Annotated in this window: 20 protein-coding genes; 6 read left to right on the top strand and 14 right to left on the bottom strand. The window is 53.4% G+C overall.

Features of this window, described 5'->3' with window-relative positions:
- The 4 genes from tpiA to ACG2XO_RS10520 all read right to left on the bottom strand — a co-directional run bounded on the left by tpiA (nucleotide 1) and on the right by ACG2XO_RS10520 (nucleotide 2,969).
- A complete protein-coding gene (gene tpiA, locus ACG2XO_RS10535; protein ID WP_410497939.1) occupies nucleotides 1-864 on the bottom strand; it encodes a triose-phosphate isomerase in 864 nt (287 codons plus the stop codon).
- Nucleotides 865-1,243: 379 nt separating this feature from the next.
- Nucleotides 1,244-2,008 (bottom strand): DeoR/GlpR family DNA-binding transcription regulator, encoded by a 765-nt coding sequence (locus ACG2XO_RS10530; protein ID WP_410497938.1) that lies wholly within the window; start codon nucleotides 2,006-2,008, stop codon nucleotides 1,244-1,246.
- A 107-nt stretch (nucleotides 2,009-2,115) separates the two neighbouring features.
- The gene (locus ACG2XO_RS10525; protein ID WP_410497937.1) at nucleotides 2,116-2,559 is read right to left on the bottom strand and encodes an LEA type 2 family protein; all 444 of its coding nucleotides are present in this window, start codon (nucleotides 2,557-2,559) and stop codon (nucleotides 2,116-2,118) included.
- A complete protein-coding gene (locus tag ACG2XO_RS10520; RefSeq protein WP_410497936.1) occupies nucleotides 2,556-2,969 on the bottom strand; it encodes an acyl-CoA thioesterase in 414 nt (137 codons plus the stop codon). Before ACG2XO_RS10520 ends, ACG2XO_RS10525 begins: the two co-directional genes overlap by 4 nt.
- A 227-nt stretch (nucleotides 2,970-3,196) precedes the next feature.
- Between ACG2XO_RS10520 and ACG2XO_RS10515 the strand changes: the two genes are divergently transcribed.
- The 3 genes from ACG2XO_RS10515 to ACG2XO_RS10505 are packed head-to-tail and all read left to right on the top strand — an operon-like array spanning nucleotide 3,197 to nucleotide 6,998.
- Entirely contained in the window at nucleotides 3,197-5,422 is a 2,226-nt protein-coding gene (locus ACG2XO_RS10515; RefSeq protein ID WP_410497935.1) for an AsmA family protein, read from the top strand.
- Nucleotides 5,419-6,468, top strand: coding sequence for an A/G-specific adenine glycosylase (gene mutY / locus ACG2XO_RS10510; RefSeq protein WP_410497934.1), 1,050 nt, complete (start codon nucleotides 5,419-5,421; stop codon nucleotides 6,466-6,468). Before ACG2XO_RS10515 ends, mutY begins: the two co-directional genes overlap by 4 nt.
- Nucleotides 6,465-6,998 (top strand): hypothetical protein, encoded by a 534-nt coding sequence (locus ACG2XO_RS10505; protein WP_410497933.1) that lies wholly within the window; start codon nucleotides 6,465-6,467, stop codon nucleotides 6,996-6,998. The genes mutY and ACG2XO_RS10505 overlap by 4 nt, the downstream gene beginning before the upstream one ends.
- Nucleotides 6,999-7,075: 77 nt before the next feature.
- On the opposite strand, the gene ACG2XO_RS10500 is transcribed toward ACG2XO_RS10505, so the two are convergent.
- The 9 genes from ACG2XO_RS10500 to dnaB form a co-directional block, all read right to left on the bottom strand.
- Nucleotides 7,076-8,104 (bottom strand): ABC transporter permease, encoded by a 1,029-nt coding sequence (locus tag ACG2XO_RS10500; RefSeq protein WP_410500253.1) that lies wholly within the window; start codon nucleotides 8,102-8,104, stop codon nucleotides 7,076-7,078.
- Between the two features lie 101 nt (nucleotides 8,105-8,205).
- Nucleotides 8,206-9,276, bottom strand: coding sequence for a microcin C ABC transporter permease YejB (locus ACG2XO_RS10495; protein WP_410497932.1), 1,071 nt, complete (start codon nucleotides 9,274-9,276; stop codon nucleotides 8,206-8,208).
- Between the two features lie 638 nt (nucleotides 9,277-9,914).
- Nucleotides 9,915-10,832 carry a hypothetical protein gene (locus ACG2XO_RS10490; protein ID WP_410497931.1) on the bottom strand — a complete coding sequence of 306 codons (918 nt, stop codon included), beginning with the start codon at nucleotides 10,830-10,832 and terminating at the stop codon, nucleotides 9,915-9,917.
- Nucleotides 10,802-12,598: an extracellular solute-binding protein gene (locus ACG2XO_RS10485; protein ID WP_410497930.1), complete on the bottom strand. Its 1,797-nt coding sequence runs from the start codon at nucleotides 12,596-12,598 to the stop codon at nucleotides 10,802-10,804. The genes ACG2XO_RS10490 and ACG2XO_RS10485 overlap by 31 nt, the downstream gene beginning before the upstream one ends.
- A 116-nt stretch (nucleotides 12,599-12,714) precedes the next feature.
- Nucleotides 12,715-13,269, bottom strand: a complete 555-nt coding sequence (locus ACG2XO_RS10480; RefSeq protein ID WP_410497929.1) for a phasin family protein — start codon at nucleotides 13,267-13,269, stop codon at nucleotides 12,715-12,717.
- Between the two features lie 181 nt (nucleotides 13,270-13,450).
- Nucleotides 13,451-14,212, bottom strand: coding sequence for a hypothetical protein (locus ACG2XO_RS10475; RefSeq protein WP_410497928.1), 762 nt, complete (start codon nucleotides 14,210-14,212; stop codon nucleotides 13,451-13,453).
- A gap of 132 nt (nucleotides 14,213-14,344) precedes the next feature.
- Nucleotides 14,345-17,347 carry a DNA translocase FtsK gene (locus ACG2XO_RS10470; protein WP_410497927.1) on the bottom strand — a complete coding sequence of 1,001 codons (3,003 nt, stop codon included), beginning with the start codon at nucleotides 17,345-17,347 and terminating at the stop codon, nucleotides 14,345-14,347.
- Nucleotides 17,348-17,354: 7 nt separating this feature from the next.
- The gene (locus tag ACG2XO_RS10465; RefSeq protein ID WP_410497926.1) at nucleotides 17,355-17,723 is read right to left on the bottom strand and encodes a cupin domain-containing protein; all 369 of its coding nucleotides are present in this window, start codon (nucleotides 17,721-17,723) and stop codon (nucleotides 17,355-17,357) included.
- Between the two features lie 122 nt (nucleotides 17,724-17,845).
- Nucleotides 17,846-19,294 carry a replicative DNA helicase gene (dnaB, locus tag ACG2XO_RS10460; protein WP_410497925.1) on the bottom strand — a complete coding sequence of 483 codons (1,449 nt, stop codon included), beginning with the start codon at nucleotides 19,292-19,294 and terminating at the stop codon, nucleotides 17,846-17,848.
- A gap of 121 nt (nucleotides 19,295-19,415) precedes the next feature.
- Here dnaB and ACG2XO_RS10455 point away from each other — a divergent pair, with 121 nt between their 5' ends.
- The 3 genes from ACG2XO_RS10455 (at nucleotide 19,416) to ACG2XO_RS10445 (ending at nucleotide 21,045) form a co-directional block, all read left to right on the top strand.
- Complete coding sequence (locus ACG2XO_RS10455; protein ID WP_410500252.1) at nucleotides 19,416-19,844, top strand: type II toxin-antitoxin system RatA family toxin; 429 nt, start codon at nucleotides 19,416-19,418, stop codon at nucleotides 19,842-19,844.
- Between the two features lie 5 nt (nucleotides 19,845-19,849).
- Nucleotides 19,850-20,167 carry an RnfH family protein gene (locus ACG2XO_RS10450; RefSeq protein WP_410497924.1) on the top strand — a complete coding sequence of 106 codons (318 nt, stop codon included), beginning with the start codon at nucleotides 19,850-19,852 and terminating at the stop codon, nucleotides 20,165-20,167.
- Nucleotides 20,168-20,292: 125 nt separating this feature from the next.
- A complete protein-coding gene (locus ACG2XO_RS10445) occupies nucleotides 20,293-21,045 on the top strand; it encodes a DUF3365 domain-containing protein (protein ID WP_410497923.1) in 753 nt (250 codons plus the stop codon).
- Nucleotides 21,046-21,072: 27 nt separating this feature from the next.
- Here the strand turns inward: ACG2XO_RS10445 and ACG2XO_RS10440 are convergent, their stop codons facing one another.
- Nucleotides 21,073-21,543 (bottom strand): SRPBCC family protein, encoded by a 471-nt coding sequence (locus ACG2XO_RS10440; protein WP_410497922.1) that lies wholly within the window; start codon nucleotides 21,541-21,543, stop codon nucleotides 21,073-21,075.
- Between the last annotated feature and the right edge of the window lie 21 nt (nucleotides 21,544-21,564).

Raw genomic sequence — 21,564 nt, 5'->3', positions numbered from 1 at the left:
TCAGGCCACCATTCTTGCCAGTTGAGCCAACTGTTGAACAGGACGATGCTCGGAACCACAAAGCACGGCGCTGGCATAAATCTCGAGAAAAGACGCGGTATCGAGCGATGCGCCGCCCACCAGTACACCATCAATATCGGGCATGGCCATAAAGCCGGCGGCGTTATCAGCCTTGACACTACCACCGTAGAGCAAGGGGATTTTGGCTGCGGCCACGGCGTCGGTTTGCGCCAGATAAGCGCGGATCAGCGCGTGCGTTTGCTGCGCCAGCTCAGGCGTTGCCGGATGATTCGTGCCTATCGCCCAGCGCGGTTCGTACGCCACGATGGCTTGTCGCCACAGCGGTGTCGTCATCAGCCAATCGAGCTGGTTATACAGCACCTGCGCGGTTTCGCCGCGTTCACGCTCGGCCTCGCTCTCTCCGATACAGACAATCGGCGTAATCCCGGCGTCCTGACACGCTCTGGCCTTGGCGGCAATCAGCGCATCGTCTTCATAGTGATGCTGGCGGCGCTCGGAATGTCCGACCAGCGTATAGCGGCAGCCCAGCTCGGCCAGCATGCCCGCCGACCATTCACCAGTACGCGCGCCGCTTTGCTGTTCGGCGACATCCTGCCCGCTGTACTGCACTGCAGTGCCTTGCGCAAGGCGAGCCACTTCGCCCAGAAAAGGCGCTGGCGGACACAGCACCAGCTGCACCTCTGGACTCACTGATCGCGCCAGCGCAGGAATCGCTTCGCGACACAGCGCCAGAGAGCCGTGCATTTTCCAGTTGCCGACGACCAGTTTCTGCCGCTCAGCAGCATCGTCAACCTGAGCATAGGGATCAGCCTTCAACAACTGTCTTAGTATTGCTGCATTCATTTTCGCACCCCAAAAACGAACAAACCGCACAAAATAACGTTCACATACGAACATTATGCGCGCACATTTTCGAATTGAAAACACAAATCGAACAAAATGTTCGTTTTTGAAAACGAAAGACAAAAAAAGAGCACCGAAGTGCTCTCAGATAGATGACAAACCCCGCTCGCGAAGCGAGGCGCCCCGCAGGAAGTGCCCTTGGGGTGCTCCCCTCAAGGAGGGGACGGGAGGGGTGGGAATAAAACATAAAGGCTGCGAAGTCAAAGCGTTATTTCCTAGGCTCGGCTTTGCCGAGACTTGAAAAATGCCGTCACTCACTTTGTCTGCAGCCTGAGAGCACCGAAGTGCTCTTTTTCTGGATACTCACAATGTAAACACATCACTCGTTGGCGATATACAGCTCGGTACCCGATTCTTCTAGCACCGGCAGCAAAGCTTCCGGCACGGCGCTATCGGTAAACAGCGCCGTCACTTGCCGCAAATGCCCCATTTGCACCAGTGACGGGCGGCCGAATTTGGAATGGTCGGCGACCAGAAACACATTGCGCGCCTGCGCGATGATGGCCTCCGAAGTGCGCGTTTCGCGCATTTCAAAATCGCGCAGTGTGCCGTCCATCTCGATGCACGCGACGCCGAGCACGGCGTAATCGACGCGGAACTGGCGGATAAACTCGATCGTCGCCTCGCCGCAAATACCGTAATCCTTCGGCCGCATCACGCCACCAGCGAGCACAACCTCACTATCGCGGTAGTGACACATCGTCATCGCGATATGCGGATTATTGGTAATCACGCGCAGGCCGACATGATTGTGCAAAGCGCGCGCAACGGCTTCGCTGGTCGTTCCCAGATTCATGAACACCGAAGCGTGGTTCGGAATATGCTCGGCGACGAGTTTGGCGATGCGTTCTTTTTCGTCGCTGCGCATGTCCTTGCGCGTCGAATATTCGACATTTTCGACGCTCGAATGCGCGCTGGCACCGCCGTGGACGCGGTGCAATTTGCGCTCGTCAGCGAGCTGATTGATGTCGCGGCGAATGGTTTGCGGTGCGACGCCGAAATGATGCGCCATTTCATCGACGCTGACATGCCCGGCGCGCTGCACCCATTCGAGTAATTCCTGCTGGCGCTGATTCAGTATCATTTTTCAGTTCTTTTAATCGGTTTGGTCTGACATAAGCACGTCAATACCCATATATCGTATTTCAACAAAAGGCAATCAATACCTTGGCTGTATTCATATACCCAAGGCTATTCTACAAATCCGGATAACTCGCCTTTGCGCTCGAATGCCAGCCCTGCAGGCAGTAAGGGCGCGTAAACCTTGCCGGAAATCTTGTAATTGAGCGCCCCATTTTGCAAAGTTTTAAGCTGCTTGAAAACCTGATTCAGGCTGGTCGTGACATTCAGTTTGATCACCGTCTCGCCCAAACGCGGCAAAGTGACTTTTTCATTGCTGACCCCCTGAGCAAACGGCTGATTATTCAGATCGACATTGACATTGAGCCCATTGAGCGGAATCGCAAAATCGTTCGGATTGCTCACGCGCAAACTCAGTACAAACTGCTGTTCGACCAGGCCGAGCTTGGCAATCGAAATGCCAGCCAGACTCACTTGCGGTTTTTCAATTTTGTCAGGAATGCTGGCGCACGCGCTCAGCAAAGTCATCATCATGACCAGCAATAGTTTTTTCATTGGGATTCGGTACTCATCAGTTCAAATCGTTGAGCCAGCTCGCCGGTGATTGGCAGCGCGCCGGGATGGTCGGGGTGAATCGCGGCAAAAGTCACATCGGCTTCGGCAACCAGCTTGCCGGTATCCTGCCGCAGCACCTGCTGCTGGATCAAGCCTGCGCGTTCGTGCAACTGCAGCAGCCGGGTTTTGATCAGCAGTACGTCACCCATGCTCGCTGCACGCTTGTAGCGGATATCAATACGGCTAATCACCAGCGCCAGTTTGCGCTCGCTAAACCATTCGACGCCGCCACTGTCTTCGATCATGGCCCAGCGCGCTTCTTCGAGAAATTCCAGATAACGCGCATTATTCACATGCCCGTACAGGTCAAGATGGTAGCCGCGAACTTTGATGCTTGTCAGATGAGCCATGTTTTTATCGCGTTTGCCGCGCAGAGTAATGAAAATCCGGCGTAATCATAAAGGCATTATGACGATAACGGCGCGAAATTACAGATCGCACTTTTGTTTAAGTGCTTTCTTATGGATAATCGACCGATTCGCAGGTATAGATAGCTTGGCTTATGGATTTGCGCCACTCCCGTCCTGGACGGATTTTATTACTCTTGATCATTACGTTCACTTTCCTCTTTGGAGTAGTGCCGTATTTCCTATCTTTTGATTCGCTACGTCAGCAAATCATCAGCCAGATTCAGCTCGATACCCGCCGTACCATGAATATCCGCGGCAGCGCGCATCTGGTATTGCTCCCCCGACCCGCCATTCTGATCAACGACAGCACGCTGACCGAACCGCAAAGCAGTACCGTTTTTGCCCACGCCAAGCGGATCAAGGTCGTTTTCCGGCTCTGGCCCTTGCTCAGCCGTGCTCAGGCCGTCGTCCATGCCATCGAAATCGATCAGCCCGAACTCAATATCATCCGCAATGGCGATGGCACTTACAACTTCGAAGACCTGCTGCGCCCACACAGCAATAAAACCCAGTTAGCGCTCGACAAGCTGAGTTTTGATCAGGCCAGCCTGAGCTGGCAGGATGATTTTCTGGGTGAAGCCATCCATTTGTCGCAACTTGACCTGACCATGGATCAACTGACTGACCCGAGCAAAGGCAATCTGGTGCTGCTCGGCCAGCTCTCACTCGGTAAAAAACACCAGACCCCTAGCTGGCAAGGTGAAATTACCGGCCATGCGGCAATGCGTTATCTGGAAAAAGATCGCACTTTGCGGGTAGCTGATATTGAGTTTGATATCCAGCAGCGCGGCGAAAGCGCTGCTCAGTTACAGGTCAAAAACGCCACACTCAAAGCGACCGGCAATCTCAATTACAGCTGGCAGCCCTTGCGCATGACCGGCGGGGATATGAAAATCAACGCCAGCGCGCAACGTGCCGGACAAAACTGGTCGAGCACGCTCGATATTCCCGAAATCCACCTCACAGATAGCGCACTCAATCTCAACCGGCTGAAGTTTGATCTGGCCATGAAAGACAAGGGCACCGAATTTAGCGCCAAAACAACCATTCCAACGTTGGGCGGTGCACATGGCAGCTTCCTGCGCACCGATACGGCGCAAATTTCGGTTAAATTCAAAAGCCCGGAACAAAACCTGGCATTGCAGCTCAATAGTCCGCTCGAGCTCAGTCGTGGTCATCTGGCTCGCTTGCTCGATTACCAGCTGTCCGGCCATTACACCAACCGCAACTTGCCACGCGGCAATGTCAGCCTGCAATTGCAAGGGCATGGCGATCTGGATTTGCGCTATGAAACGCTCAGTCTGGACGGAATAGGCAAACTCGATGGCGAGCAGCTCAAAGCCCAGTTCAATCTGGATAGTTTTATCGTTCCGCAGTACAGCATCAATTTCGAGCTGGACAAGCTCGACCTGACTCCCTACCTGCCTGTCGTGACCGAAGAAGCCAAGAAAGTCGACGATCAGACTCCGCTGGATTTCTGGTGGCTGGAAAACCTCAATGCCATCGGCTCGATCAAGATTGGCGAGCTGGTGCTGCAAAACATGCACATCGACGATCTGGCAATGACCCTGATCGCGCGCAACCGGCGCCTGGTGCTCGATCCGCTGTCGGCGACGCTGTATGAAGGACGTCTGAATGGCCGCGCCGAAATTGACGCGCGCAAACCATCGACTTATTTCCGGCTTGAGCAAACGCTGGACAATATGAATATCAATACCTTGCTCACCGACGTGCTCGACACCAGCCGTTTCGAAGGCCGCAGCAATATTACGGTCGATGTTGCTGCTATCGGTAAAAAACTGTCCGACCTGCGCCGCACTGCCGGTGGTAATGTCAAAGTCAGCCTGAAACAGGGCGCGATACGTGGCATCGATATTCCGGCGCTGTTGCGCACCGCCAGCCAGCAAATCAAGCTGATGAATGGCCAGGCCCCCGCCAGCAGTCAGGATGCACGGACGCAATTTTCGGCATTACAGGCCAGCTGGCAACTCAAGCATGGCATTGCCAGCAGCCACGATCTGAATGTCAACGCAGGCATTTTGCAACTGACCGGCGGCGGCCAGATTGATCTGGGCGCCGGGCTGATTGATTACAAAATGAAAGCCAGCGCCAATCCAAATGTCCCCGAATTATCAGGCCTAAGCGGTCTTACACTGCCGATTTCCTTTAGCGGCCCGCTCAGCGCTCCCGAATACAAGGCCGATTACGCCAGCCTGAAAGAGCAGATTCTCGCCAAGCAGCAAGCCGAACAGGAAGCCAAAGCGCGTGCAGCCGAACAAGCTCAACAGCGCGCCGAGGCCGAGCGCAAAGCAGCCGAGGAAAAAGCCGCAGCAAAAGCCGGACAGAAGAAAAAACCCGCATCCAAAGTGACACCCAAGCCGGCCAAGAAATGAGCGATTTTTCCGCACGATTGATCGCCTGGCAGCAGGAACACGGCCGCCACGGACTGCCGTGGCAAGTGGCTGACGGCTACAAAGTCTGGTTGTCCGAAATCATGCTGCAACAGACACAGGTCACCACCGTTCTCGACTATTACCCGCGCTTTCTCGCCAAATTCCCGACGATTTTCGATCTGGCCGCCGCGCCGCTCGACGATGTGCTCGCGCTGTGGAGCGGGCTGGGTTATTACACCCGTGCGCGTAATTTGCACAAATGCGCGCAGGCTGTCGTCGCGCAATACGCCGGGCAATTCCCGAGCGACCCGGCGCTCGTCGCCGAGCTGCCCGGTATCGGGCGCAGCACTGCAGCAGCGATTGCGGCTTTTTCGTACGGCACGCGCGCAGCGATTCTCGACGGCAATGTCAAACGCGTACTGACGCGCTGGGCCGGAATTGAAGGTTATCCGGGCGTCAAAGCAGTTGAAAACAAGCTGTGGGAACTGGCCAATGCCCTGCTCCCCCAATCAGGAATCGAAGCGTACACGCAAGGCTTGATGGATCTGGGAGCGACGATCTGCACGCCGAAAAAACCGCCCTGTGTGAGCAATCCTCTGACTTGCCCAATGAATGCGGATTGTCAGGCGCGTTTGAGCAATCGCCAGAGCGAGCTACCGACGCCCAAACCCAAAAAAGCCGTGCCGGAAAAATCCACTGTGATGCTGATTATCCGCAACGACGCTGGGCAAATACTGCTCGAAAAACGCCCGCCCAGTGGCATCTGGGGCGGGCTGTGGAGTTTGCCCGAAGTCGAAAGCACACTCGCAGCGGGCGAAATCGCCGCGCAAAAACTCGGCCTCCATATCGAGCTGGAACCCGCCCTGCCCGACTTTGTGCATGTGTTTACGCACTACAAACTGACGATCACGCCGCAACCGGCGTATGCGCTTGGCAGCATTGCGCTGCACGAAGGAACAAGCCAGTGGTTTGATATTCAGGATGCACTGGCGGCGGGGATTCCGACGCCGATCAGAAAAATCATCAGTGGCAAGCTTGGTAAATGAATATTCCTTACTTTCAGCGACGCAGCCAGCCCCCACAGTTGCAGCTCAGCGGCATTTACAAAGTTCTGGGTATTTTGGTATTGGCTTTGCTGGCAACACAGTGGGTCTGGTGGCTTCTGGAAACTCTGGGCAAAACCGGAGCAATGCTGCTCACCATCGTCATTGGTGCTATCTGCATGATTTACCAATCTCCGTGGAAACCTTGGCTCGTTCCTCGTCTGGTAACCCGTTTTGACGCTAACCAGCGTACGCTATTCCGCGAATACTGGTTGGGTCACAAGCGCATTCATTGCAGCAAGCCCTTGCCCGTCGCCAACTACGCCTTCATTTATGCAGATCATGATTTCAATCATGTCCGTGCTGAAAACCCCATTCCCCCGCATACCGGCAAAATCATCCTGTTCAGCTACCAAAAACCGGCCTTGACACTGTGCAGGCTGACCGGTTCGCATCAGGAGTTACTGGATTTGCTGGCTGAACTGGCCGAGCTATTGGCCTTGCCCAGCAAAGATTACAGCGCCTTAATATGAAGATAAAGATGAAATACTAGCTATGGGTATGCAACCAAGAACCTTACTCAATAAGGGCCTCATAGAAATACCCACAATCAAGACTTCGCCCTTGGATCCAGCGCTGCTCTCAACCCTTCCCCGATCAGCACCAGCATCAGCATCAATCCCAGCAATACGATAAAAGTCGATACCGAAATCCACCACGCATCGAGATTGGCCTTGCCTTGCGCGAGTAATTCGCCGAGCGACGCCGTTTGCTGCCCGACGCCCAAGCCAAGAAAATCCAGACTGGTCAGCGCCAAGATCGCCGCGCCCATCCTGAATGGCAGAAAAGCCAGCACCGGCGTCAGGCTATTGGGCAACACGTGCCGATGAATGATCTGCCAGTTTGAAAGCCCCATCGCCCGCGCAGCGAGCACATATTCCTGCTGGCGATTGCGCAGGAATTCGGCGCGCGTGTAATCGGCCAATCCCAGCCAGCCGAACAAGGTCATCAGAATCAGCAGCAAACTCAAACTCGGCTCGAAAATCGCGGTAAAAATGATCAGCAGGTAAAGCTCAGGCAACGACGCCCAGATTTCGGACACCCGCTGGCCGAACAGATCAATCCGCCCGCCAAAATAGCCCTGTACGCCGCCGATCAGCATGCCGAGCAATGAGCCGGTGATCGTCAGCGCCAGCGCAAATAAAGCCGAAGTCCGGAAACCATAAATCAGTCGCGCAAGCAGATCACGCCCCTTATCGTCGGTGCCAAGCCAGTTCTCGCCGGAGGGTGGCGCCGGATTCGGGCTGCTGGCAAAGTAATTCAAGGTATTAACGCCGTAGCGATTGGGTGGAAAAATCGCCCAGTTGCCGCCCTTGCCCAACTGCTCGCGAATAAACGGGTCGAGATAATCGGTCGGCGTTGGGAAATCGCCACCAAAAGTCGTCTCGGGATAGTCCTTGAACAACGGGAAATACAACTCGCCGTGATAGCTGACGACATAGGGCTTGTCGTTCGATACCAGCTCGGCGGCGAGACTGACCACAAAACACGCAACAAACAGCCACAGGCAGACATAAGCGCGACGCTGCGTCTTGAAGCGCGCCCAAGCGCGCGACCAATAACCTTGCGCAGAAGACATTCCCCCCTTTGAAAAAGGGGGGCTAGGGGGGATTTCTGTAACGTCGGGGATTTCTGCAATATCGGGGACTTCTGTACCGCCAGAGAATTTAAGATCAGTTGTCATACCCTCTCCCCCACCGCCCCAAACTGTACGCGCGGATCAAGCAGCACATAGCACAGGTCCGACAATAAACGCCCGACCAAGGCCAGCAAGGTAAAAAAATACAGCGTTCCCAGCACCACCGGATAATCGCGGCGCAGCACCGATTCATACGACAGCAAGCCCAGCCCGTCGAGCGAAAACAGCGTTTCGATCAATAGGCTGCCGGTAAAAAACGCGCCAATAATCGCCTCGGGCAAACCAACAACCAGTGGCAAGGCCGCATTACGCAGGATATGCCGCCAGAAAATCCGCGCTTCCGACGCGCCCTTGGCGCGCGCCGTCGTGACGTATTGCTTGTGGATTTCTTCGAGAAACGCATTTTTGGTCAGCATCGTCAGGCTGGCAAAACCGGCCACAACCATCGCCGTCACCGGCAAGGCCAGATGCCAGAGAAAATCCATCGCCTTGCCTGCCAGTGACAGCGTATCCCAATCGTCGCTCGTCAGCCCGCGCAGCGGGAAAACCGCCCAGAACGAGCCGCCGCCAAACAGCACCAAGAGCACAACGCCCAGCACAAAAGAAGGAATCGCGTAGCCGACCATCAGCAGCAAAGTCGTCGCAGCATCAAAGCGCGACCCATGCCGCACAGCTTTGGCCACGCCGAGCGGAACGGCGATTAAATACGTCAGCAGCAAGCTCGAAATCCCCAGACTCATCGACACCGGCAGTTTTTCACGGATCAGCTCGGTCACGCTGGCATGACGAAACCAGCTCTCGCCCAGATCAAAACTCGCGTAGTTTTTCAGCATCAGCCAGAAACGCTCATGCGCCGGTTTATCAAAACCATACTGGGTTTTAATTTGCGCCAGTTGTTCCTCACTCAAACCGCGTGCGGCCTGATACGCCCCACCCGAAGTACCTGCCGAGGTATTGCCTGCGGATTCAGCTGCCCCGCGGCCTTTAAGCTGATACACCATCTGCTCAACCGGCCCACCGGGGACAAACTGGATCACAACAAAGCTCACCAATAGTACGCCGAAGAGTGTCGGGAGCATTAGCAGCAGGCGTTTGAGGATGTATTGCAGCATATCTTTCCTATGCATTTTGTAGGTCGGATGAGCCGAAGGCGTTATCCGACAGAACATTCATTTATTTAACAGGGATTGGCGGCTATGCGCCGCAGCACCTACTTTCTTTGCTTCGCCAAAGAAAGTAGGCAAAGAAAAGCGCCCCCGGCATCTGCGTCCCGCTACGCGGGATTCCCTCACTGCGGACGGATCGAGGCGGCGGTTGCGCTTAACAAAACAGGCGCAACCGAAACCCCGCCCCGCCCGCTCCTCGTTCGGCGCAGATACAGGGGATCAAGCCCTAGCCCAACGAGCGTAGTTCGTTTCAAACAAAGTTAAACTCATCAAACGGGTATATCGCTAGAGTTCAATATTTAAGTAGCCTCCAAAGCAACACCACGGCAGGTATATATCGTGCTGGTCGGTCTGGGGCTTGAATTCCCGTGTAGCGAAAACCGCGGCGAGGAGAGAGACAAACGGCTTTATGTTTGGCTCACGACGCTGCAAGGGCAGCGCGGAGCGCTTTTCGCCCGGGTCGCCTTTCTTTGCTGACTTTCTTTGGCGAAGCAAAGAAAGTCAGTGCCGCGGCGCACAACCGCCAATCCAGCTCAAATCATCACAACAGTCGGATAAGACCTGCGGCTCATCCGACCTACGTGCTATTTTTTCACCAATGAGCGCAGATATTTCATTGCATTCTGATCAAACTGCCTATAAAACCCAATATTATTCCCAGAATACCTCAAGAAAAACTCCACCTCCCGTTCACTATCAAATCGATGATAAATATATTTATTATTAGGCAGCGCAAGCAAATACTGAACTACCACAAATTCACCATCGTCAGCTTGGAAAACAATTATTTCCTTAGCACTCCGATTTCCCGCAAGAATTTCACGGTAAACTTTGGCGCCATTCCTTTCTTCAATCAAACGAATTTTGTCTTTATTAATTTTATCGAACTGAGTCATACCAGATGGATATTTTTTTGCGTTTTCTGCTACAGAACTTATTTCAAGAGTCGATAAAGTTATTGACCCATAAATTTCTTTTTGGTCTTCTTCCTGACATAACAGTTTTTGTCCATCGGCCTGCCATACACCTCTCAGCGACAACCAATCCGTCTTTTCTTTAAAGGTTATATTTCTATTTTCATTACAATATGGAAAAACGATCTGTATTGCATCACTCCTCCCCTGATGCAACACGGAAATTACGCTTGGTTTTTCAATAATAAAATGAGTAACTATATAATATCCGCCAAAAATTAAATAAACAAAAACCACAACTAGCTTCCACCGATACCCCAGGCAAAGATCCTCATGCCGCTTAACAATCAGTTTCCTCTTTAAATATTGCAAGCCCTTCCACAAAATCGGGAAACCAATTAATAGAAAAATAAAGGCTAAGACCCCTCCACCAAAAATAAGTAGCGCAGCCAAGAAACCGAAGAAAACAAACAATCCGCATAAAACCGTAGCAACAACTAAACCATAAATTAACTTACCCAATACGTCATTCAACTGAGCTTTTTCATGCATAGCCATCATTTCACCCACCACGTCGCCAGCATCCAATCCCCCGCCTGATAATACAGCGGCATCACTTTCGGCATCGCAAAGCTATCCCGCCATGCGACGCGATGCGTGGCGCTGTACCAGTGCGGAATGATGTAGTGGCCGGCCAGTAAAGCGCGGTCGAGCGCGTGGACTGCGGTGATTTGCTGCTGGCGGTTCTGCGCTTTCAATACATGAGCAATCAGCGCGTCAATGGCGGGGTTTTTGATGCCGATGACGTTACTGCTACCCTTCACATCAGCCGCTTTGCTGCCGTAATAGTCGAGCAATTCCTGCCCCGGGCTTTGCACGTCGGGGAAACGCAGCACCGTCATATCGAAATCGAAGGCGTCGAGCCGACGCTGATACAGCGCGAAGTCGATATTGCGCAGCGTGGCGGTAATGCCCAGCTTGGCCAGATTGCGCGCCAGCGGCGGAAAGACGCGCGCCATCGCGCCGCCGTCGTCGAGAATTTCAAACGTAAACAGCTCGCCTTTGGCGTTACGCAGCGCACCGTCGCGATAAGTCCAGCCCGCCTGTTTGAGTAGCTCGCGTGCCTGACGCAGATTATCGCGCAGCGAGCCAGGCGGGTTTGTATTCGGTGGCGCTGGTAATTCGCTGTACACCGTAGCGGGCAAATCTTTCACCAGTGGCTTTAACAGAGCCAGCTCCGCCTCGCTAGGCTTGCCGCTAGCAGCGAGTTCGCCATTGGCGTAAAAACTATTCAGCCGCGTGTACTGGCTGTAAAACAGCTGGCGGTTCAGCCATTCAAAATCGAGCGCCAGCCCCAAAGCCTGCCGCACGCGAATGTCGGTAAATTGCGGGCGGCGGATGTTCATCACATAGCCCTGCATGCCGCTGCTGTTATGGTGGCGCAGCTCGCGCTTGATGATGTCGCCACTGCGAAATTTCGGCCCCTGATACTGCCGCGCCCAGTTGCGTGCGCTGTATTCGGTAATGAAGTCAAATTCGCCGGCTTTGAAAGCTTCGAGCCGTGCGACATCGTCCTGATAATAGCGATAAGTCACGCGGTCGAAATTGTATTGCCCGAGCCGCGTTGGCAGCTGTGCGCCCCAATAGTCAGCGCGGCGTTGATACGTAATCGTGCGGCCAATTTTGTAATCCGCAATCCGGTACGGGCCACTGGTGATCGGCGCTTCGAGGGCAATTTTGTCCAGCGCCTTAGTCACTCCATTTTTCTCTTGGCCCCACTTCCTTGAAAACACCGGCAGCGAGCCGACGATTTGCGGCAATTCGCGATTGGGCGTTTTAAAACGGTAGCGGATCGTTCTGGCGTCAAGCACATCAACATCGGCTACGTCACCGAGTTGCGACATGTATTGCGGCGCGGCGAGTTTGCTATTGAGCGTATCAAAGCTGTGCTTCACATCGAGCGCGGTGACTGAGTCGCCATTATTGAAACGCGCTTTGGGATTCAATGTAAACGTCACCGACAGCCCATCGCTGGCGACGGCAATATCGCTGGCCAAGAGGCCATACATCGTCGCCGTTTCGTCCAGACTCATTGTGCCGAGTGATTCGAACATCAGCGCGCCGAGCCCGGCGGCGGGCAGCCCCTTGATGATGAAAGGATTGAACGAATCGAAACTGCTACGCCGGTCCGGGTTAGGCAAAACCAGTTCGCCGCCTTTTTTCGCCTGCGGGTTTACATAGGCGAATGATGTGAAACCATCAGGGTATCTGGCTGTACAGCTCATTGAATAAGCGCCAGCAGCCAATACCTGTGACTGGTATAGACAACAGAGCAATAGGAGGATTTTTTTCATCTGCAAATCATAGCGTGATTCGTATGTCGGGCAGATAGAGGGCGGGAGAATCAGCCGCAGCGCAATAAAAAAGCCACACCGCAGTGTGGCTTTTTTCGATTTCGAGCAGAAATCAATTAAGCAGCTTTGTTGCCTGCTTTAGTTGCAGCAGCAACGGTTTTCGCGCCAGTTTCAACCGCAGCAACAGTCGCTTCGGTCAGGTTGGCAGCGATACGCTGGCTGGTTTTTTGTACTGTGTCGAATGCGGTGTTCGCGCTTTCAACTGCAGATTTGATCATGCTCACTGCAGCGCTGCCTGCTGGTGCTTGTTGCGCAGCTTGATCCAAGGACGAAACCAGGTTTTTGTTGAATTCAAGAACTTGTTCTTCGATCAGTTTGTTCAGTTCTGTCTGAGTGCTGCTGGCTGCTTCGTAAACAGTACGTGCCACAGCGATCGTTTTCTCAACGCCTGGCTGAGACAGAGTTTTTTGCAGATCAACCAGATCTTGTACGTTTTTAACTTGTGCCAGTGATTTGGCAGTTTCTGCGTTTTCAGCCAGCAAGTCACGAGCGATGCTCAGTTGCAACTGGAACAAACGCTCGGCACCAGCCAAAGCGATATTGGTCAGGCGCAATGATTTTTCGAGGTTAGCTTGGCTCAGGTCTGCAAATTGTTTTTGTGCGTTAAACATGGTTTTATCTCCGTTAATGTTGCACTGCAATAACGCCATTCTTATCTTGATCAAACCTGATGTCAAGTATTTTTTGTGCATCGCACAAAAACAACACCCCACCATCATAAGCCAAGACAAACTCCTTTTAAATCAATCACTAAATCAAGCAAATCAAATACCCAGAATTTGCACAAATCGCTCAATCAGGTAGAAAAAACCTGACATTAAAGCGGATGGTATTCGCCGGCGCGACCACTTTATCTGCAAAATTATGTTCGTATTGCAGATTAAACTGCACCGGAACGCGGTCCAGTTTTTGTGTTTTGGAGATGCCCAATCCCAGCGGCAGATTACGCCAGCGGCGATTTTCCCAATCGTAGCTAAATTGCATTTCCGATAAATGTGCACTCCAGCCGTCACCGAGCTGCCAGGTTACGAAGGGTTGCAACAAGCTGATCTTGACTGGCTGACGCTGATCATCGCCAGCGACGGTAAAGGCATTTTGATTGAACAGCCCCCACAACAGCCCCGGCGAGCGAAATTCTATCCCCAGGGCCGGGCCAAATGCCCATTGCTCGGCACCGCGCTCGCTGCCGCCGGTTGGCAACAGGCCATAAAAGCCCAGACCGAAACGTCCCCAGTCCTGATCAAATACCATGAGTTCAAAAATCGAGGTATCGGCCAGGCCATCACCCAAAACCGGATGGCTGATCGCGATCGGCACCGAAATCCGCATAATATGATTTTGCTCACCCCATTGAAACGGGATGATAGAACGCAGCATAAAGGTATTCGAATGCCAATCACGCTGGTGATAGTCTAAAGCAGTCCAGTACCCAAGTTGGAGCGAAGGCATTCCGACCGAGGGATCTTTAACCAGCTTGAACATCGACGGCTCTTGCGCCCAGGCCGGGACAGACAGCATCGCCAGCAACAGAAAGTTGAACTTTTTTATCGCCATATTCCCGCCTTGCTCGATCAAACCGATAAGGCAGTATAAGCAGCATTTTTCCGTCAGACCGGACTGTCAGCCGCGCAAACACTGCGGGCAACAAGAGCGCGGTGGCTTTGTCATTAAAGCAATGAATCAGCGTTAATCATGCGATGGCGCGATAACAGTGCGGTTGCCGTTGCTTTCCATCCCACTGACAATCCCGGCGGCTTCCATTTGCTCGATCAGGCGCGCGGCGCGGTTATAACCGATCCTGAACTGCCGCTGCACCGCCGAAATCGACGCGCGGCGGCTGCGAACCACATGCGCAACGGCTTCGTCGTACAGCGGGTCGGCGTCTTCGCCCTCGCCTGCACCGGCAAAACCGCCATCATTTTCACCGGCCGGATACAGCACGCCTTCGATATAGTTTGGTTCACCCAATTGCTTCAGATATTCAACGACGCAATGCACTTCGGCGTCATCGACAAAAGCACCGTGAATCCGTTGCGGATAGCCAGTTCCCGGCGGCAGAAACAGCATATCGCCCTGCCCCAATAAAGCCTCAGCGCCCATTTGATCGAGAATCGTCCGGCTATCGATTTTGCTCGACACCTGAAACGCCAATCGAGTCGGGATATTGGCCTTGATCAGCCCGGTAATCACATCGACCGACGGGCGTTGCGTTGCCAGAATCAGGTGGATCCCCGCTGCGCGCGCTTTTTGCGCCAGCCGTGCGATCAATTCCTCAATTTTTTTACCCGCGACCATCATCAGATCGGCAAATTCATCGACGACAACGACGATCATCGGCAGATGTTCGAGCGGCTCCGGATCATCCGGCGTCAAGGTAAACGGATTACTCAATTTACGGCCAGCTCGTTCCGCTTCGGCAATTTTCTGGTTGTAACCGGCTAAATTTCTCACGCCCAGCGCGCTCATTAACCGATAGCGTTTTTCCATCTCGCCAACACACCAGTTCAGCGCGTTCGCGGCGAGTTTCATATCGGTCACGACCGGCGCGAGCAGATGTGGAATGCCTTCATAGACCGACAATTCGAGCATTTTCGGGTCGATCATGATAAAGCGCACTTCATCCGGCGTCGCTTTAAACAGAATCGACAAAATCATCGCATTCACACCGACCGATTTACCCGAGCCGGTTGTACCCGCGACCAGCATATGCGGCGTTTTGGCCAGATCGGTTGCGACGGGTATACCGCTGATATCCTTGCCCAGTGCGATGGTCAGAGGGGATACCTGCCCCTTGTATTCAGACGCAGACAGGATTTCGGACAGCCTGATCATTTGCCGCGTTGGGTTCGGCAACTCCAGCCCCATGCAGGTTTTACCCGGAATCGTCTCGACGACGCGTACCGAAGCCAGCCCCAGCGAGCGCGCCAGATCTTTGGCCAGATTGACGACCTGCGCACCACGAATCCCGGTTGCCGGTTCGACTTCAAAACGCGTAATCACCGGACCTGCGTAAGCGTCGAGCACACTTACCTTTACTTTGAATTCGTTGAGTTTTTCTTCGATCAAGATGCTGCGTTCGATCAGGTCTTCCTGCGTGACGGTAATGGCCTGCACGGTGGCTGGCCGCAGTAATTCCAACGGCAGACACAGGCCGTCTTCAGTCCGCCAGCCATCGGCTGGTTTCGGAGCTGGTGCCGATGCAAGCTGATCGGGGCGAGTAAATTGTTGCGGGCGTTGCAATGCTGGCGCTGGCTGAGCGGGTATTACAGTCTCGATACCGGCCTGCTGTACGGTCTGCGGCAAGAACGGCTGCCCAATACTCTGGCTGGTATATCCCAATCGAGGAGTTTCCTCAATGGCTTGCTGAATATACCCCCCTAGTTCGCTATGTTCGGGAATAATCGCCATACCGAGCAGTGAACTTTGCGCCAGCACCGCTGCCGGGTTGTAACCCAGTTGTGCAGCCGTTGGTTTGATCACGGGAACCGTGACATTAGTCAGCATCGGCGGATCGTCTGATTCGGCAATGGGTGCTGGAGCTGGTAGATCAAATTCGATTGGCGGACCGACATCGGCCAGCTCGTTGACATAGACCGGTATAGGCTGAGGCGGTGAAGCCGGTTTGGCTACCGCCGGAGTGGCCTGAAAAACACGGATAATTTCGGGTGCGGGCGCGCGAACCGCTTGGGCGGTCATTAATGGCGGCGTGCTGCGAACGGGTTCATCCCGCTTTTTCACTGGCGGCACTTTGCTTTCTGTCGCAGTGTGCTGGCGCGTGCGTGGCGTAATTTTCGGGCTGGGTCGACGACCACGATGAATGTCCTGCAAACGCTCGCGCACTTCGGCCGGGTCGATCACCGGCAAAGGGTCGACCGCTTTGCGCTCGGGCATTTTCGCGCCTTCGATGGTCAGTTTGCGCTGGCTTTGCTCCAGATTCTGCTTGATCTGATTCATGTCCAGCGTCGGCAATGGACGCTGAGCCGGGGCTGGGGACGGGCGGTGAACACTGCGATCAGGGCGTCGGACTTGCTCGACGGGCAGCAGTGGAGCTGGTGCAATTGCTTCATCAATATCATCCGGGGTATTACCCAGCAGATCATATTCAGACTGGGCTACATGCTGATACCCCTCGTGACGAATTAATGGTTTGGCGGAGGTTTCGCTGGCTTGAGTCTTTGCAGCCCTGACCGAAGGCCGTTCTCCCCAACGCAAATCGGCCACATCGGGTTTATTTTCGAGAACCGGTTCGACTCGTACGGACTCAGCCCGCGCAGGTGCAGTATTGCGCGGCGCAGGCTGATTTAAAACCAGACGTGGCTCAGCGCGTTGCACCGCAGTATTTTTGGCAGCCTTGAACTTGGGCAGGCTGGGTTTGGGAAAATGCGGTTTGGCATGATGCAGCGCATCACTGACCTTGCCCATTTGTTCGGTCATTTTCTCGCCAATCCGCTCAGCCACCGGGCTGATCAGCGACTTGAGCGAGTCCATTCCACGCCCAGCCGCATCGACGACCGGTGTCAGTGCCCGCTCGAAAATCGGATCTTTTTCCTGTTCATCGAAAGTCTGAGGCTCGGCAGGTGGCGACGCTTCCGCCGATGGCTGGGCCGGCAGCTTCTGCTCCTCGATTCCGGAAAAATCACCTTCCAGCGTCTGATTGATTGAACGGAAAAAATGCTGGATTTTTTTCATGACTGACTCATGACCGGCATGCAGACCGGTCGAACACAACAAAATATTTACGCACTGGCGCAATCACTTCGAACCGGCCGACAAAGCCAGCCGGAATCACCGCAGCCTCGCCCGCCTTGACTGTGATGCCCTGCTCAGCCTCATCCACCAGGCGTACTTCGCCGCTGACGACAGAGAAAAACTCTTCCTTGTCGTCAGCAAAGCGGATATTCCAGCTGCCGACCTCGCAAGCCCAGATCCCGCACGACAGCATGCCATCTGCGGAAACATAATGCTCCCATGTCGTGCGCTGCGGATTGCCACTCACCCGCCGATCCGGCCTGGGCTGATCAAAAGTGGGGGCGATGTCGCGGGAAAAATGCGTGATGTGTTTCATGGCTCTCTTTGCTCCGGATAAAATAATGCTACAAAAGTTTTCACGCAAGGCGCAAAGTCGAAGACAGTACGAGTAGTACGGCGAGACGCGGCAACGAAGCGTGGGAGCTTTTGTCTTGCTACTTATTCCAGATCACTATTCCAGTCGTCCGGCCGCATCAGCGCATTATCAAAGCGCGAATACATGCCCTGGAAGACCAGCGGAATCCGGCCAACCGGACCATTACGGTGCTTGCCGAGAATACATTCGGCCAGACCTTTATGCGGGCTATCCGGGTTGTAGTATTCATCGCGATACATAAACATAATTAAATCCGCATCCTGCTCGATCGCGCCCGATTCGCGCAAATCGGACATCATTGGGCGCTTGTCGGTACGTTGTTCGACCGAACGGCTCAACTGCGAAAGCGCAATAATCGGGCATTTCAATTCGCGCGCCAGACCTTTGAGTGAACGCGAAATTTCGCCCAGCTCACTCGCCCGGTTCTGGTCTTTCGCGCCGGCGCGCCCTGCCATCAATTGCAAATAGTCGATCACGATCAGGCCAAGCTGGCCGCCACATTGCCGCGCCAGCCTGCGCGAACGGGTACGAATATCCAGTGCGGTCAGGGCACCCGCCTCTTCGATAAAAATCGGTGCTTCGGATAATTTGCCAACCGCGTGCGTCAGCTTGAGCCAGTCTTCATCCTCAAAACGACCCGTTTTGAGCTTGTGCATATCGATTTTGCCGACCGAGCCGACCATACGCATCCCGAGCTGCGCCGCACCCATCTCAAGCGAGAAAATCGCCACCGGCAATTTGCTATTGATCGCGACATTCTCGGCGATATTGACCGAAAATGCCGTTTTACCCATCGATGGACGACCGGCAACAATAATCAGATCGCCACCTTGCAGACCCGAAGTCATTTTATCGAGATCAATAAAACCGGTTGGTGTACCGGTCACTTCGGATGGATTGTCCTGCTGGTACAAATAATCAATACGCTCGACGATTTCTTTCAGAATCGGCGGCATCGTATGAAAGCCCTGCTGCCCCTTGGCCGACTGTTCGGCGATCTGGAACACTTTGGATTCGGCTTCGTCGAGAATCTGTTTGGCATCACGCCCATTGGGGAAAAAAGTCGCATCGGCAATTTCGGTCGCCACCCCGGAGAGCTGGCGCAAAACCGATTTTTCACGGACGATTTCGGCGTAACGGCGGATATTGGCTGCGGACGGCGTGTTCTGCACCAAGGAGCCCAGATATGCCAAACCGCCGACATACGACAGATCGTTGGTCGTATCGAGCGACTCTTTGACCGTAATCACGTCAGCTGGCCGGTTGTGCTCGATCAGTTTGATAATCGCCTGATAGATGCGGCGATGGTCTTCGCGGTAAAAATCCTGATCACCAATAATGTCGGCTACGCGATCAAAAGCGGTATTTTCGAGCATCAAACCGCCCAGCACGGACTGTTCGGCTTCGACCGAATGTGGCGGAATACGGTAAGTCGCCGTCTCATCGACTTGCGATGCGGCATGGTATTCGGCTTGCACGTCACGAACTAGCTCGGTAGGATATTCGTTCATTTTCACTTTTTTGGCGGAAGTTTGTCGCAGACAATCTGTTGCAAACGGTGATTTTAACGCGTAGCGCCATTGGATGGGCTTCGCAGGACGATCATTTTACTCTGCCTCCCCCTTGATGACCATGCAGTCCGTCCGTAAATCAGTATTAGTCCCCCACTCTGCCGAGCAGATGTACGAACTTGTTGATCGTGTCGAAGATTACCCCCGCTTTTTACCCTGGTGCGGCGGGATCGAAGTTCACGAAAGATCGGAGACCATCCTTGATGTCACGGTCAAAATCGAGTTTTTGAAAATCAGCAGTTTTTTCCGCACCCGCGATGAAAAACGTGACAACGAAATCATCATGCATTTTGTCGATGGCCCGTTTCAGGCCTTAACCGGCATCTGGCGCTTTACGCCTTTACTGGAAGACGCTTGCAAAATCGAATTCGAGCTTGATTACGAATTCTCCAGCCGCACCATCGGCACCGTGATCGGTCCGGTTTTTGGCAAAATCACTTCCACCTTTGTCGATGCTTTTGTCAAGGAAGCCGACCGTAAATACGGATGAACATCATGAATTCCAGCCCGCTGATCAATGTTGAAGTGGTTTATGCCACTGCAGCCAAACAAAAACTGCTCACGGTCAAAGTGCCTGCTGGCAGCACTGCACAAACTGCAATCGAAAAATCGGGCATTCTGGCTGAATTTCCCGAGATCGATCTCTCCACGCAGAAAATCGGCATTTTTGCCAAAGCAGTCAAACTCGATACCGTGCTGCGCGAGAAAGATCGCGTCGAAATCTATCGCCCTCTGATTGCCGACCCGAAAGAAGTCCGCCGCCAGCGCGCCGCAGAAGGCAAGGTCATGAAGAAAGGTGGTGGCGAAGCCTGACTGACAAAATATAACAATATTCTTATATATTGCTGACTATTTTCATCAGCAACACATCCTGATTTGCAATACAATCTTTCCCCTATCCGACAGAGTCGGATTGACAATTATAAAGGGAGAGACTGATGCATCTTGGCACCGCCAGCAAAGCATTGATTATCATTTTGCTTTCACTCAGCAGCACATTTCTGATTGGCCAATCGATCTATCAGACCGAGCAATTAAATCAGGCTCGTACCATTGCCAATATGGTTGAGCATATTGGCAAGTGGGCCTCACAATATCGCGGCATCTGGATCAAGGAAGCGAAAGGTGATGTGGTCGATCTTGGCTCACATCTGGACACCCTGACGGCCACACTCGCCAATGATGACAACTCAGTCACTCACGGTGAAGATGTTTCCATCTCGTTGAACTTCCATCTGAAAAACCCGGCTCTGATACAGCGTGAAATTTCCGACATGATGAGTAGCGAGAAAGACAAAACGACTTATCGCATCACGTCGGACAAGTTCATGAACAGTAAAAATAGCCCGACAGCATTTGAAAGCGCGGCCATCCGGCATATGCGCGAAAATAATACGACCGAATATTCGGAAGTGCGCAATGGCTCAACCTTGTACGCACGTGGCCTGATTGCGACAACCGCCTGCATGCGCTGTCACGAATCACCGGAAAAAGCGCCTTATGCGGTCAGCCGCCTATACCCTACGCAAGGTTATGGCTATGAACTGGGCAAAGTTGCCGGCGTCATTTCGGTAAAAGTGCCTGCCAGCTATACACCAAAAACCATTTTTAGCGCCATCAATCTGGGCAGCGCCATTGCATTGGGCTTACTGGGTCTAATCCTCTTTTTCCTGCTTCGAAAAAGAGCATAAAAAAAAGGGGCTGAATGCCCCTTTTTATCAGCCCAGTTTGCCACTATCGGCAAGATGGCGAATTTCCCGCACTGTATCAATATCGGCCTCCTGCCAGGCCGACCTTAAATAGCTCAGGTATTTATCCAGCTCGGGGTCGCTGTCTTCCGGGTGCGGCGTTTCATAGATAAAGCGCACAAACAAAGCCCCGGCTTGCGGCTCTTCGATATACATCCACATCTGCCCGCCCAGATGCAATTCGCTAGGCTGGGTATCGTAATGCACCGAGACTTCATGTTCGTAATGAATATGGTCGATCACTTCGAGTTTACCCATCAGCACCCGGCGATGTATGCCGCTTTCATGCCGCAATAGAATTTCAGCTTCATCGATGTGTTCGACAAAAGCCATCGGCGCTTCGGCGCGATAGACCAGCCCTTGCCAGAGCTGGTTTCGCGTCAGCGGCACCGCAGTTGGATGTAGCAGGTCATTAATCTGAACCAGATGCTCAAATTTCATCGCACTCTCGCACTCAAAAAA

It is taken from the genome of Chitinibacter sp. S2-10, assembly GCF_046530675.1.
Lineage (GTDB): Bacteria > Pseudomonadota > Gammaproteobacteria > Burkholderiales > Chitinibacteraceae > Chitinibacter.
Note: the sequence above shows the minus strand (reverse complement) of the source record. Positions and strands in the feature narration are given on the sequence as shown.